The organism is Corynebacterium diphtheriae (assembly GCF_001457455.1).
GTDB lineage: Bacteria > Actinomycetota > Actinomycetes > Mycobacteriales > Mycobacteriaceae > Corynebacterium > Corynebacterium diphtheriae.
In genome coordinates this window covers 73327-87297 of the sequence record NZ_LN831026.1, presented here as the reverse complement: position 1 = coordinate 87297, position 13971 = coordinate 73327, and the positions used below count along the sequence as shown (strand labels likewise).

Annotated in this window: 13 protein-coding genes and 2 pseudogenes; 6 read left to right on the top strand and 9 right to left on the bottom strand. The window is 56.6% G+C overall.

The window, feature by feature from the left end; translation table 11 throughout:
- Window positions 1–5 precede the first annotated feature (5 nt).
- Entirely contained in the window at window positions 6–1229 is a 1224-nt protein-coding gene (locus tag AT687_RS00450) for a TIGR00730 family Rossman fold protein (protein WP_014318460.1), read from the bottom strand.
- Between the two features lie 12 nt (window positions 1230–1241).
- Window positions 1242–2612, bottom strand: a complete 1371-nt coding sequence (locus AT687_RS00445) for a PepSY-associated TM helix domain-containing protein (protein ID WP_014318459.1) — start codon at window positions 2610–2612, stop codon at window positions 1242–1244.
- Between the two features lie 367 nt (window positions 2613–2979).
- Here AT687_RS00445 and AT687_RS00440 point away from each other — a divergent pair, with 367 nt between their 5' ends.
- On the top strand, window positions 2980–3978 hold the full coding sequence (locus AT687_RS00440) for an ROK family protein (RefSeq protein ID WP_014318458.1): 999 nt from the start codon (window positions 2980–2982) through the stop codon (window positions 3976–3978).
- On the opposite strand, the gene AT687_RS00435 is transcribed toward AT687_RS00440, so the two are convergent.
- Both AT687_RS00435 and AT687_RS13365 read right to left on the bottom strand, forming a co-directional pair.
- On the bottom strand, window positions 3975–4529 hold the full coding sequence (locus AT687_RS00435) for a gamma carbonic anhydrase family protein (protein WP_014318457.1): 555 nt from the start codon (window positions 4527–4529) through the stop codon (window positions 3975–3977). The two genes, AT687_RS00440 and AT687_RS00435, sit on opposite strands and share 4 nt — an antisense overlap.
- Before the next feature lie 407 nt (window positions 4530–4936).
- Window positions 4937–5185, bottom strand: a pseudogene (locus tag AT687_RS13365) (PTS ascorbate transporter subunit IIC); the annotation flags it as partial.
- A 126-nt stretch (window positions 5186–5311) separates the two neighbouring features.
- Between AT687_RS13365 and AT687_RS12525 the strand changes: the two are divergent.
- Both AT687_RS12525 and AT687_RS13360 read left to right on the top strand, forming a co-directional pair.
- A complete protein-coding gene (locus tag AT687_RS12525; RefSeq protein WP_167596961.1) occupies window positions 5312–5554 on the top strand; it encodes a hypothetical protein in 243 nt (80 codons plus the stop codon).
- 201 nt (window positions 5555–5755) lie between these two features.
- Window positions 5756–6629: pseudogene (locus tag AT687_RS13360) on the top strand (RNA-binding domain-containing protein).
- Window positions 6630–6633: 4 nt separating this feature from the next.
- Here the strand turns inward: AT687_RS13360 and AT687_RS00420 are convergent.
- Window positions 6634–7212: a nitroreductase family protein gene (locus AT687_RS00420; protein ID WP_010934031.1), complete on the bottom strand. Its 579-nt coding sequence runs from the start codon at window positions 7210–7212 to the stop codon at window positions 6634–6636.
- Window positions 7213–7308: 96 nt separating this feature from the next.
- Here AT687_RS00420 and AT687_RS00415 point away from each other — a divergent pair, with 96 nt between their 5' ends.
- The 3 genes from AT687_RS00415 (at window position 7309) to AT687_RS00405 (ending at window position 10258) form a co-directional block, all read left to right on the top strand.
- Window positions 7309–8091, top strand: coding sequence for an alpha/beta hydrolase (locus tag AT687_RS00415; protein WP_014318454.1), 783 nt, complete (start codon window positions 7309–7311; stop codon window positions 8089–8091).
- Between the two features lie 94 nt (window positions 8092–8185).
- Window positions 8186–8944, top strand: a complete 759-nt coding sequence (locus tag AT687_RS00410; RefSeq protein WP_014318453.1) for a VIT1/CCC1 transporter family protein — start codon at window positions 8186–8188, stop codon at window positions 8942–8944.
- Window positions 8945–9190: 246 nt separating this feature from the next.
- Window positions 9191–10258, top strand: a complete 1068-nt coding sequence (locus AT687_RS00405) for an inositol-3-phosphate synthase (RefSeq protein ID WP_014318452.1) — start codon at window positions 9191–9193, stop codon at window positions 10256–10258.
- Here AT687_RS00405 and AT687_RS00400 read toward each other — a convergent pair.
- The 4 genes from AT687_RS00400 to AT687_RS00385 are packed head-to-tail and all read right to left on the bottom strand — an operon-like array spanning window position 10245 to window position 13945.
- The gene (locus AT687_RS00400) at window positions 10245–10664 is read right to left on the bottom strand and encodes a DUF2871 domain-containing protein (protein WP_014301170.1); all 420 of its coding nucleotides are present in this window, start codon (window positions 10662–10664) and stop codon (window positions 10245–10247) included. The genes AT687_RS00405 and AT687_RS00400 overlap by 14 nt on opposite strands.
- A 22-nt stretch (window positions 10665–10686) precedes the next feature.
- A complete protein-coding gene (locus tag AT687_RS00395) occupies window positions 10687–12027 on the bottom strand; it encodes a cryptochrome/photolyase family protein (RefSeq protein ID WP_014318451.1) in 1341 nt (446 codons plus the stop codon).
- A gap of 14 nt (window positions 12028–12041) precedes the next feature.
- Window positions 12042–12449: an iron chaperone gene (locus tag AT687_RS00390; RefSeq protein WP_003850048.1), complete on the bottom strand. Its 408-nt coding sequence runs from the start codon at window positions 12447–12449 to the stop codon at window positions 12042–12044.
- 17 nt (window positions 12450–12466) lie between these two features.
- Window positions 12467–13945 carry a hypothetical protein gene (locus AT687_RS00385; protein ID WP_014318450.1) on the bottom strand — a complete coding sequence of 493 codons (1479 nt, stop codon included), beginning with the start codon at window positions 13943–13945 and terminating at the stop codon, window positions 12467–12469.
- Between the last annotated feature and the right edge of the window lie 26 nt (window positions 13946–13971).

Sequence of the window (13971 nt, the reverse complement as noted above, 5' to 3'; positions counted from 1 at the left end):
ACAGTCTAGTCAGACAGCCACTTCAGCCCAGGATTCACCCACGAGCTGAAGCCTTGGAAAAGCTCCTCAGAATCTTTCGCCATCACCAGCGCATCAATATAACGCTCTGAAATAAAGCCCTCTTCACTCATTGTGCGCAATGCAGCAATAAACGGATCCCAGAACTCCTCAATATTCATCAACGCCACCGGACCCGCATACGGCCCTAGCTGCTGACGCACCAACACCTGGAACATCTCCTCCATAGTGCCCATGCCACCTGGCAGGACCACAAAGGCGTCGGCAAGCTCTTCCATGCGCGTCTTACGCTGCGCCATCGTGTCAGTAATATCAAGCGCACTCAAACCAGGATGCGCCTGCTCTAGATCAACAAGCGCATGCGGCATCACACCATGCACCTTGCCACCCGCGGCGATGGCAGCGTCGGCAGCAATACCCATCAGACCTGGCCTGCCGCCACCATAAACCATGGTGATACCGCGCTGCGCCAACGCAGTACCCAACTCACGCGCCGCCTGCGCATACTCAGGTCGCTCCCCCACAGCCGAGCCGCAATACACAGCAACGCTACGAATCTTCGGACTCAAGGTCTTCAGCATGATAGCACCATATTCAACCTCACGGTCCTGAGCAGCGAAATCATGGCGCGCATAAAGGCGACGAGCTGGCGACTGCTTTTCCACATTCACCGCAATACCAGGCCAACCGTTCAAACGACCATACTCGGTTGCCTGCTCAATCAACCAGCCACCGATCCCCTTCCCGCGCCACGCTTCATCCAAACGAAGCGTCATCTCAGGCACAGCGGGGTTGAGGTAGGCCAGTCCTTTAATAAACTGCACGCACATGGTACCCACGACGGCACCAGAGGCATCTTGTACCACGATGCCAATATCGCCACGCCCCTCGTTAAAAAAGGTGTACTCCGACAACGGCACTACAACAAGATCGTCGGCGGTAAAGTGCTGCTCAAAACGATTCAGGTTACGTAAAACGGAGTCCGTGTGCGCGGGGACATCGGCGTTGGTCATGGCATGGACGGACACGCCGAGGCCCTGCATAAAGTCAGGCAGTTCTGGGGAAAAGCTCATGTGAACACAGTCTAGGGCACTACGAGGATTGTGTAATAACTGCCGTGATGATTGCGAGTGAGTAGTTCGTGCCAAATTGCATCTTTTCTTATATCTCCGACCTGCGGAAACGCTGCGAGCCTCAAAAAGTTTTGGCACGAACTACTCACTTCACTTCTTCAGCATGCTGCAGATCAAAAACGCCACGCAGGTAATACCAAACAGGGGTGCCACCACGCCATAGATCACCATGGCAGCAACGCCTATCCAGCCAAGTGCGCCATATCCGCGCACACCGTCTACACTGCGCGCCGGAGCGCTACCAACCCACGCGGTGCCACGACGCTGGAACCACAGCAGGTAGCCACGCACCACGAGGATGAGAAGGCCAATAGCCAACAGACCGAGGGCGATTTGGTTAGGTACGCCCAGCAGGGTGCCCATGTGCAATTCGATCAGCCAGGCAGTGAGCTTTGCGGGCAATGACCACTGCTCAAAGTCCACACGGTCGGTCACCTGCCCGTTGGAGCCGTCGACAGCTAAGGCGTCGTAGGTGAGGCGGTAAGCAACGCGGTCTTCCGCGGCGGTCCAGGCGTGGCCGTCTTCCTTCGGGGGCTTGACGGTAAAGGGGGTGCGCAGTTCGCCGGCAGCGGTGGTTGCTACGCGTTGTGCCTGCTCAGATACGTCCAGAGCTGCCATGTGCGCATGGTGTCCGCTGTGTCCGCCGTGCTCAGCGTGGGGGTCGGCGGGGGTTTGCTCGGTCGCCGCACCGAGCGCCGTGCTTACCGACGGCGTAGTCCAGTTCAAGGCGGTGCGTACCGAACGAATGTTGTCGCCTGCTACAGACGACCATGTCAAGCCAGTGATGGTCAAAAAGATCATGCCGGCGGCCACAAGGGTGCCGATTGCGCCGTGCCAGCGCAGATTCCGAGTGCGGCCGCGGCCGTCGATACGCAACATGGCAGCTAGGCGGCCGGCTTTGCGCTGCCGTTTCCACCACAGGTACACACCACTGACGGCGAGAACACCGAGCCACGATGCGGCGGTTTCGGAGTAGAGGCGGCCAGGTTCGCCGAGCCAGAGATCGCGGTGTCCGAGTGAGAGCCAGTGTCGGATGGGAAGTGCAGCCGATCCGCCGTATTGCGGCATGTCGCCGGTGATGTCGCCGGTGTATTGGTTGACAAAGACTGCCTGCGTGGTGCTCTTGGGCAAGGTGGGGTCGTTGAACATCACGCGCGTGGCTTGGTCGGAGTTGCCTACGCGCACACCAGCGAGTTCAAGGTCGGGGTGGGTGGCGCGGGCGATGTCAACGATTCGTTCTAGCGGTAGCTCATCGCCGCTGGGTGTGACGTTGATGGCTTCGGAGTAGACGGCTTTATCGAGGCTGGGGCCGAAGGCGTAGCCGAGGCCGGTCAGCGATGCGATGAAGATGAGTGGCGCGCAGATGATGCCTGCGAAGAAGTGCAGTCGTCGCAGGTGGCGGGGCAAAGCGCGTGTCGACGCTTCCTGCTTCTCGGCGGACGGTGTGTAAGTTGCAACCATAAACAGCTTTCCGTGATGGGTTGTGGCAATGGAACGCAGTAGTTGTCGGCAGCAATAAGGCAAGAGTTCCCTAAAGTTCAATATTTTTATTGTCTATATTTCAACGTTATGAAATTCACCCCCGTTACCCCCAATATGTCGGGAATATATTCATCCTTGTCGCCGAGATGTAACCTCATAACGCTTATATAAAAAGTGCACTTTCACCTTTTGTTTTTCTTCTCGGCCATATACCCCTAGGCGTACCGATCGGTCTATAGGGGCACCGCATTTAAAGCATATTTGCAGTTCAAAACATCTATTTATCAAACTTTTGAACACCGTCTAATTTAGACAAGCTGGTCTACGAACCCCTAAAATTTGACACATGCCGAACCGCAGAACACTGAGGAACACGCCGTCCTTTACTAAGCCCACTTCCCCGGCTGCCTCATGTTTGCACCTCATCCGCCACCTCCAACCAGTCACACGGGCAACACTGGTCAACGGATCAGGTAAATCCCAACCAACCGTCACCCGCGCAGTCGCCGCACTCATGGAAGCGCACCTCGTTCGCGAACGCCCCGACCTCTCCATCCCTCAAGGACCAGGGCGCCCCACCATCCCCATCGAACTCGCACCTTCACCTTGGGTTCACATCGGCGTCGCAGTAGGCACCCGCGCCACCTACATCGGCGCATACAACACCCGAGGCATCGCCCTACGGGAAAAGATGATTGAGGTCCGGCCGGCGTCGACAAGCATCGATACCTACATCGACGCCATCACAACCGCCATCACCGAGCTCACCACACTCTCCGAACTGCCACTAGCCAGCATCGGAATCTCCAGCTCCGGCCGAGTATCCCCCACCGGACTCGTCACCGCAGCCAACCTCGGATGGGACCGCCTCGACATCGTCAGCGCACTCTACAAACAAATCCCCGTCCCCATCGCCGTCACCAGCGTGATCACCGCCATCGCCGGCGCGGAACAACAAGCACAAGACCCCAACCATCCCAGCACCACCCTCATCTTCTACGCCGACGACTCCACCGGTGCAGCACTACAAACCCCCGACAGCATCACCACCGTTCCCATCGACACCTCCTCAGAGGACGTCGCACTGCTCAGCGAAGCCGCCGTCCACCTCGTCGCAGAACACGCCCCCAACAGCATCGTGCTCGCAGGCTCCGCGTTCTCCAACCCCGACGACGCCCGGACCGTAGGCAAAGCACTACGTTCTTCCCCCACCAACCCCAACATAGAAATCCGCGTCTTCCCCACCCACCTGGACAACGCACGCGCCGCCGCCCGAGCAGTAGCCCTCGATCACCTCATCGAAGACCCACTCGGACTGGCAAAGCGCATCCTCACATCCTGTTAACGGAAGCGAACATCCTCCACACTCAGCGGAGCACCCAACTCCCCATGCTGAGCCGCCACCTCAACATAACGGCCAGCATGAGGAATAAACCCAGCCGACTGCTCATCAGATAACTCACGACGCACCTTCGCCGGCACCCCAGCAGCCAACGACTTCGCAGGAATAACCTGCCCCTCCAGCACCACCGCACCAGCAGCAATCAAACTGCCAGCACCTACCACCGAACGCGACAACAACGCGGCATGCATGCCCACCAACGTGCCATCACCCACAGTGGAACCATGCACCAACGCCATGTGCCCCACCGTGACATCGTCACCCAGCACACAGGCAGCGTCACGATCAACATGCAACACCGAATTATCCTGGATATTCGTACGCGTCCCCACAACAATCGAATTAATATCCGCCCGCAGCACACAGCCATAAAACACCGAAGCATGGGGCCCAATCGTCACATCACCAATCAAAGTGGCATTCGGAGCAATAAATGCAGTCTCATGAACACGCGGAACCTTGCCATTAAACGGCAGAATAAGTGGACCAGTCATAGCTACAACACTATGCCGAGAAGCCCCCGATCAACCCAGTAGGCACGCAACAACAAGTTAAAACAACTCAAAACAACTACCCCTAGCTGCGAAAACACCAGTAAAACCACCCCACATAACACCCAAAAGTTGTTGACAAGTTGTTTAGAACAACAACTGCCACCGAACAAAACAACTTGAGACGATAGTTTTTACACGTCCCAACTCCCCTTAAATCTCTGACCTGCAAAAACTCCACAAAATGGCTCTTCCGGCTTTAGAGTGCATTGATTAGTTCGCCGGGGGTTCGGGCGTGGCACTACGCGGAGCAGGACGTTTTCCACAACCATGGCTTGGCTGGGATTGGGTGGTGTTGGTGGGCGTTGGTGGGCGCGCCACCCCCGCTCACCCCCGAAAAAGACGGCACTTCACACCAAATCCAGCCAAACGGCCGGTTTGGAAGCGATTTGGTGTGAAGTTCTGTGCAAAATGCCTCGAAATACCCCCGAATGGTGGCTCGGTGGAACCGGAGCGCCCTTCGGTGGCAAGACCTTCGGGTATGTACGGGTCAAACCCTGGGCCGGAACCGCAGCAGCACCCGCAAGACCAACAAGGATCACTAGGACGACGCCGAGCAGACCACCTACGCTAGCGCTACCCCCGTTCACCCCCGAAAAGACGGCACTTCACACCAAATCCAGTCAAACGGCCGGTTTGGAAGCGATTTGGTGTGAAGTTCGGAGAAAAATCCTTCGAAATACCCCCGAATGGTGGCTCTTCCGGTTGTAGAGTGCATTGTTTGTGTGTCGGATGTAGGCGGAGATGTCTTTGCGGCGCTTGCTCATGGTTTTCTTGGCTGCCCGCATGCGGGGCATTCATTGATGGGCTCGACGGGCTCGGCTTCGATGACGATGGCATTTCCGTTAGGCTGCACAGTAGGTCCTTGGTTGTGGATGGATGGTTTAGACCCCTTATTCCTACAAAGCCAAGGACCCCAATATCTTGTGCCACGCCCGAACCCCAGCGAACTAATCAATGCACTCTAAAACCGGAAGAGCCCATAAAATTACGGAAATCTTCCACACATTTCCCATCCACAGCCCAACAACTTAAAACAACTCGAAACAACTACCCCTAGCTGCGAAAACACAAGTAAAACCACCCCACATAGCACCCCAAAGTTGTTGACAAGTTGTTTAGAACAATAACTGCCACCGGACAAAACAACTTGCTGGGGAAATGTATCTTTGTTCATGGAAGTTTCCCTCACATCCCTCCCCGCTCATGTCATGAATGCACTAGATGCCATCTGGGAAGGATCCATTGCAGATTCTTTGGAATCAGAAACTTTGGAATTCAAAGAAGACCCAGCATGCGCAGGTCGAGGGAAACAGCATGGCAATCCACAAGCGGCTTTGATTGAAAAGCTCATTGATGAGGCAGTATGCCTTGCCAATGGGGATGCCGACACTGGACATATTGTGGTTGGAATTAAAGATAAAATCGGGGGGCACGGAAGCCTTTACTGGAACCACATTTGACACCGAAAAAATCCTATTAGGCAGCGGTCGTGATATTCCGGATGTTCATACCGAGGACACTTTTGTCGAAGTTATCCTTCATTCAGGAAATCCAGACGAGAGTTTTATCAAAGCACTGCATGAGCTCAGTCTCAGTTTCAACCCAGACATGCTCCATAGCGTCAACACTCTCATAGTGCTGTGGCACCTCTGGACTTCTCCTGTCATATCGCTCAAACAAGCTCGTGTGAAGACTCAGACATCCTCAAAAGAAGCTACCGAGCTAATGTTTGCTCTTGAAAGCAATGGTCTTCTCACCCAAATTCACAACACGGATGAATGGTTTCTCAGCGAAAAAGCTCGAAAAACTACCAATTATTATCAGTCAGAGACAATCCCGCAATCGTCAGTCCAAACATGGGTTGAAGAAAAGCTCAGCTCCGGTTCCCCGATTTCAGCGGCCGAAATTGCAGAGAGCATAGGCATGCCACGTCCCGAGATCACCGAGATTCTCCGCAATTTACGACGCGCTGGAAAAGCACACATTGATCCTTCAGGCCCACAACGAGGATCGGGAACCCGATGGATCAAAGGGACATAACGTTTTAGTAGTGATCGTTGACGCGGCGGCTTGCCTCGCGGCCAGGGTGGAGTGGCTGCTCGGCAGGGTAGCCCATGGCGATGACAAGTCCTACGGCGCGGTCATCACGCCCGCCAAGTCCGACAGCCTCGAGGACCTGGGACTCATCCCAGCCAGTAGTGGGCGAGGTAGCAAGACCTTCGCCTTGGGCTGCAATGAGGGCAAAACCTGCGACAAGCATGGCATCTTTCAGCGCGGTTTCACGAAGAGCGGCTGCGTCGAGACGCGCAAAGAAGCCGTTGGCATAAGCGGCGCGGTCGGGGCCGAGGAGCTCGGGTAGGTCGGTGGGGGCATCGGCACGGGCGACGATCACGAGCACTGCGGGAGCGTCGCGAAGCTGCGCCTGCTTGGAAGCTGCAAAAAGGGCATCCTTGACAGCCTGATCGCGTACCACCACAACGTCGGCACGCTGGGCGTTAAAAGCAGTAGGCGCTTCGAGGGCCTGGGCAACAACGCGATCAAGGATATCGTCCGGGATGGGCTGGTCGGTGTAGGTGCGTACGGCACGACGTTGGGCGATAGCTTCTGCAACAGTCAAAGACATTGCATTATCCTTTCAAGGCTTGTTGATAAATCACTATTATTGGTGTGGTTACACTAACAGTAAAGGCACACGCACTGATAGTACAAGGAGAAAACCATGGCAGTTGTCCAGCATCACCTGCCGCTTTCTGCCCGCCTGCCAGCCCGTGGAATCTTCGAGGACGACTGGCGCGATCGGCCGTCGAAACGCCACCCCTATCCCGTCATCCTGATCCACGGAACGGGAGTCACCAAAGGCGATTGGATGGAGCTCGGGCACGCGCTTCGCAGCCTCGGCTACGCCGTGTGGGCACCGGATTTTGGGATGCGCTCCACCGCAGCCGTAGCGGAATCCGCGGCCCAAGTAGGCGCATATATCGACGCCGTTTTGACCGTCACCAAGGCCAAGAAAGCGATTGTGGTGGGGCATTCGCAAGGCGGAATTTTGGCACGCTATTGGATGCACAACCTCGACGGCGCAAACAAAGTAAGCCACCTCATTTCACTTGCGGTCCCCCACCACGGCACCTCCCACGGCGGAATGATGAGCCCGCTGGGGCGCACACCGCGTGGTACCGCAGTGATCGATTCCCTTATCACCGGATTTTTTGGGGCTAGCGGCTTTGAAATGCTGCACGATAGCGAGCTCATTGCACAACTCAACGCAGATGGCGACACACTGCCGTACGTGTATTACAGCTGCATTGCCACCCGTTCCGACACCATTATCCAGCCGGTAGAATCCTGCTTTCTCCACGGAAAACTTGTACGCAATATTTATGCGCAAGCAGTGTCTAAGCACGCGATCATTTTGCACGAGGACATGCCCCATGATCCGCGGGTACGGCGCCTCGTCATTGCAGAGATAGAAAGAGTGGAAAGTCTAACTATCCCCAGCTAAGGATAGGGTTTCAATCCTTGCCCGCTACTGAAAATAGCAGCACAATGAAGCCCAAGCGACACCGAGTCGCACCATAAAACCAAGGCAGGCAACGATGACGCAAAAGAATTTCCCACCATTGCCAGGGACCCTCTCCTCCACGGGCCAAGCCCTAGACCCAGTGGCAGTATCGGGGCTCAACTCCAAGCTGAACTGGCTACGCGCCGGCATCCTCGGAGCTAACGACGGCATTGTGTCCATCTCTGCCCTGCTGCTCGGCGTGATCGCTACCAACGCCAGCACTTCCACAGTGCTGCTTTCCGGTGTGGCAGCCACCATCGCCGGCGCCGTATCCATGGCACTAGGCGAATTCGTGTCCGTGTCTGCCCAGCGCGACAACGAGCACAAGGTCATGGAGCAGGAATACAACGAGCTTCTGCACGCTCCAGGTGAAGAGCGCGCAGAAATCGCTGGGATCCTTGAAAACTACGGCATGAGCACTGCCACTGCGTATCGTGCCGCCATTGAGATTGGTCGCAACGATCCCTTCCGTGCCCACCTGCAAATCGAGTACGGCATTGATCCCCATGACCTCACCAGCCCGCTTCATGCTGCGGTGTCCTCGGCAGCATCCTTTCTGCTCGGCGCACTGCTGCCACTGCTCACGGTCTTCTTGATCCCAGATCTCTCCCGCGTGGCCGGCGCGATTGCCGTAACTGCCGTCACCTTGCTGGCCTTGGCTATTACCGGTTATATCTCAGCGCGTATCGGCGGCACCTCGCCTGTGAAGTCAGTACTGCGCCTGACCATCGGTGGCATTCTCGGCTTGGCACTGACTTTCGGTGCCGGTTATGCCTTCGGCGCGGTGGCCTAACATCGCCTTTAGCCTCCCCCTCAAAGTGGGGAGGCTTTTGGTATTTTTGGCAGTAATTTTCTCGCCCTTTCGTAGCTGCATGATCCATCTGTACCGATTTACTTAACCGATTAACCAGCAGTTTTAATGCTCCACACCGGCGGTATAGTGGCCGAGATCCACGACAGCACCCACCCGTGGGTCTCCCCCGCAGTGGGTACGTCGTGAAGCTTATGTTCGGTTGTTATCAAAGCCAAGGGAGTATGTGTGTCTGCTATTCGTGTTGCCATTGCCGGTGTGGGCAACTGTGCATCGTCGCTGGTACAGGGCGTAGAGTATTACAAGGATGCGTCCCCTGAACAGCAGGTGCCAGGCCTTATGCACGTGCAGTTTGGGGATTATCATGTGGGCGATATTGAGTTTGTTGCCGCGTTTGATGTGGATCGCGCGAAGGTGGGGCTGGATCTGTCGGAGGCGATTAATGCCTCGGAGAACTGCACGATCCGTATTTGCGATGTGCCGGAGACGGGTGTGACAGTGCAGCGAGGCCCTACTCTTGATGGTTTGGGCAAGTATTATCGCGCAACCGTTGAGGAGTCCCCTGCCCAGGCGGTGGATGTGGTGCAGGTACTCAAGGATGAGCGTGTCGACGTCCTCGTCTCCTATCTTCCGGTGGGCTCGGAGGAGGCGGATAAGTTTTATGCGCAGTGTGCTATCGACGCCAACGTGGCATTTGTGAATGCGCTACCAGTGTTTATTGCTTCTGATCCGCAGTGGGCTGCCAAGTTTGAAGAGGCTGGGGTGCCAATTGTGGGCGATGATATTAAGTCACAGGTTGGTGCCACGATCACGCACCGCGTTTTGGCTAAGTTGTTTGAGGATCGTGGTGTGCATTTGGATCGCACGATGCAGCTGAATGTAGGCGGCAACATGGACTTTAAGAACATGTTGGAGCGGGAGCGTTTGGAGTCGAAGAAAATCTCTAAGACGCAGGCTGTGACGTCGAACTTGGATCAAGAAATTGCGGCTCGGGATGTCCATATTGGCCCATCGGATTATGTGGGCTGGTTAGATGACCGCAAATGGGCGTATGTGCGTTTGGAGGGCACTGCGTTTGGCGATGTGCCGTTGAATCTGGAGTACAAGCTGGAGGTGTGGGATTCGCCGAATTCTGCGGGCATAATTATCGACGCCCTGCGCGCGGCGAAGATCGCCAAGGATCGCGGTATCGGTGGGCCGGTGTATCCAGCGGCTGCGTATTTGATGAAGTCCCCGCCGCGCCAGATGCGCGACGAGGCTGCCCGCGCGGAGCTGGAGCAGTTTATTTCTGGTTAGCTTCGCTGCGCTTGATGGCGGTGTTGAGCATGCTGAAGAACCAGATGAAACCGCCGGTGAGCAGGATGTGGCCCAAGCCAGCGATACCCGATTGGGCTGGGCCCCACATACCGCCGCTGGTAGCTACGATGCCGTTGGCCAGCATGGCGAGGGTGGTCCATGCTAGGGCCACGTTGTGGAAGATGAACCACTGCTGGAATTTCTTTTGGCCAGAGAGGTGAAACATCTTGTCGAGTGCTAAGACGATGAGGAAGAAGAAGGTTCCTAGCACGAGGAGGTGGGTGTGCAAGGTGTTGAGTTGAGAGCGGTCCACGGCGTTGAACACCTTAGTCCATTCACGGTAGAACACCCCGGCTACAAGCCCGAGAATGAGGTAGGTTAACGAGGCATAATACAGTTTTCTCATACCCCTTAACCTATCTGATTGCTCAGCGTTTACAAGCGTTATAGGCGTCGAGGGCTCGAAGTCGGGATTCTTTAAGGTCTACGATCGCCTCTTCGGGATAGTCCACGCTCATGATGGGCAGCCATCGCGTGCGGTAGGTGCCGTCGGGGTCGAAGCGGCGCGCTTGGGTATCGGGGTTGAAGATGCGGAAGTAGGGGGCGGCGTCGTCACCGCTGCCGGCTACCCATTGCCAGTTGAAGGGGTTGGACGCTGGGTCGGCATCAACGAGAGTGTCCCAGAACCATTGCTCGCCGTGCCGCCAGTGGATTCCTAGGTTTTTGACCAGCAGGGATGCGGCGACCATGCGCACACGGTTGTGCATGGTTCCGGTGGCCCATAGTTCGCGCATGCCGGCGTCGACAAGCGCGATGCCGGTGCGGCCATGACGCCAAGCGTTCAGTTCGGCTTCGAAGTCACCGCCGTCCCAAGGGAAGCGGTCAAATTCGGGGCGGATGTTGGCGGTCGCCATGTCGGGGTGCGCGTCGAGGCGGTGCCAGGCGAAATCTCGCCACATGAGTTGGCGGCGGAACCCCTCCGAGGTGTGGGCATGATTCCACACCTCAGCGACGCTGAGTTCCCCGAAGCGCAGGCGCGGGCTTAGCCTAGAAGTGCCGTCGATGTCAGGGCGGTCGCGGTCGTCTAGGTAGCGCGGAAGGATGTCGTCGAGCTCGGCGAGGGCTTCGCGGGCGGCGGGTTCACCTGGGGTCCACGCCTTGCTTATCGACGCAGCCCACCATGCGTCCCAGCCTAAGTCCGCAATCGCGGCCTGGGTTTCCGTGTCGTCTATGGGCTGTTCGGCCTTGGGTGGTGCCGCAAGCGTGTCTAAGGGCAGGTCACCGATGGCGTCGCGAAGGTTACGGGAAAAGGGCGTAAACACCTTGTAGCTGCCACCGGTTGTGGTGGTGATCTCCCCTGGTTCTGCCAGCAAGTGACAGGGGAAGTCGTAGACCTCCACATCGTGGGCACTGGCATCAGCGACGAAGGCATCATCAATACTGCGTGCTGCGGGATCATAGCGACGATTCATCGTCACGGCTGTAGCACCACAGGAAGTCACTAGCTGTGGCAACAGCGTGAGTGGGTCGCCGGAGAGCACATGCAGACGCACACCACGCTGCGCCAGCTGCTCAGACAAAGCCAGCAGGCTGTGGTGCAGCCACCACTTGACTGCCCCACCAAGGGGGCGAACCCCCACCTCGTTGGCAATGTAGACCGCATGCAAGTCCGCAGGGTTGGCACGAACAAGCTCCCATGCCTTCATAAGAGCTGGATTGTCGTGGACGCGTAGATCGTCACGGAACCACACCACCACTGAGCGAGCCATCATATCCTCCTGTATTACTTGCGCCAAAAACTTGTCACATCGCGTTTATCGTCGATGTTAAAGGCGATCACATCGCGCAGCAGATCGAAAGGAATCGGCTGATCCCACGGCAACCGCACCATCATCTTCCCGTAAGACAACCCCCGTTGTTTCAACTGCGGCTCCCATTTCACAATGCCTGCGCGTTCAGGGGCAAAAGAAATGTGATTGGTCGCTGGGCTAAACCCAATAATGAACGTGCCGTGGTGAGTAAACATGGGTTGCTTCCATGCAAAACGGTAACCCAGATCAGGGAATTCTTCATGCACCCACGCCAGAATCCGCTCGGCAATGGCACGGTTAGTGGGATTAGAAATCCTGTCGAGCCAATCAGCGAAGAACTCGATGATCGGCTCGCCTGGTTCAGCAATACGAGTAGCCATAGCCCACCACAATACCGTTATTGATAGGAGACAAACCCTGGGCGCGGATAAATATCCATAGTTTGCTCTGGGGTAAACATCGGGGTGTCCTCATCAATAAAGTTCTTCCACGCCATAGTGAACTCCGGCTGCAGATCCTGCTGCACCATCTCCCAAGTGGCAAACTTATCGCGCGCCGGACCATGACCGTCAGCGTGCAGAATCCACGCCAACTCAGGGGCGGTGGTATTAAGCTGCTCACGACCACGGATCATCTGCCACTGGAACTGGTGCACCACAAAGGGCTTTTGCGGCAGGTTATTATCGCGAACAAGGCCAGCAAGCCACTCAGCCGTGCTATTAATCTCAGCGGCCTCAACACTTCCCACCCGCTCCATGGGCTTTTCACCTGGGTTGATCCGCCACTCGGGGTCAAGAGCAAGCCCCACGTGCGGAAGTTTGAGCAGCTCCTCGAACTGCTTGGCTTGGTCGAGGAAGTTCGCGCTGCCTGGCTGCAGATCAAGGACCGCATATCCGCCCGCTTTACCGATCTCGTCTACCCACGGACGCAGCTCATCAATGGTGCCCTCGTTGGAGTAGTTGCCGTCTGGGCCAGGGTCTGCGCTGGCTACGGTGGCAATAATTTCAAAAGCAGGCACGGTGGTGGTCTGCGGATCGATGGCGGCATAGTGCTCAGTAAGCTCTTTTACCTTGGCCACTGCCTCTGGAGCAGGTTGTTCGCCCATCACACCGAGTGCACCGCCAGAGGGGTGACCATATAAAGCGACGAGGCGATGTTCAGGGAAAATCAAGTGCCCGCCACCTGGGACTTCTGGGCCCTGCAGCATATCTACCGCGCGGTGGAAGCGCTCTTGGTTGCTAAAGCTCGGCCCTAAGCCCACCACTTTGGCGTGGGCATCTTTTTGCAAAGTAGCGGATTCACGTGGGTCCCCTGAAGAGAGGTATTCCACGGTGGCGCCGGAGGCTTTGGCGGTGGCAACACTAGCTGCCGACGTCGCCTGTGACACCAACACCGCTGCCCCACCATCAAGGTGACCGTGTTCTGCAGAAAGCTTAGTGATCTGGCGTACCATCACGTCCTCGGTGTGGTGTTTCTTAGCAGCTGCGTCGGCCGCCACTTGCTGGGCGTCGGCTGCTGGATCACCGATGCGAACCACATCTTTTACCCCAAGCCGTTCGATCTCGGCATTGATGGCCTCGGTGTTGGAGGAGTCGTCGACAAGCAACGGGACCCCGCGCTTAATGGCCTCTTGTGCTCCCTCCCAGCGGTGCTGCGCGGTGCCACCTGCCACCACAACCGAATCTACTTTGTCGGCATCAGGGAAAAACGCTTGCGAAACCTCCACCCCAGAAGAATCCGCAACCAGCGCTGTTTTATCTAAGGACAGCTCACTGCCCGCAACGCTGATGTCTTTTGTCGCAGAATCAGAACCGCAGGCAGAAAGCGTCATACCCGCCACAATGGCGAGAACAAGGGCCGGCTTAAGAAGTCGCACGGTCAAATCCCTCCTAGGGATGTGGT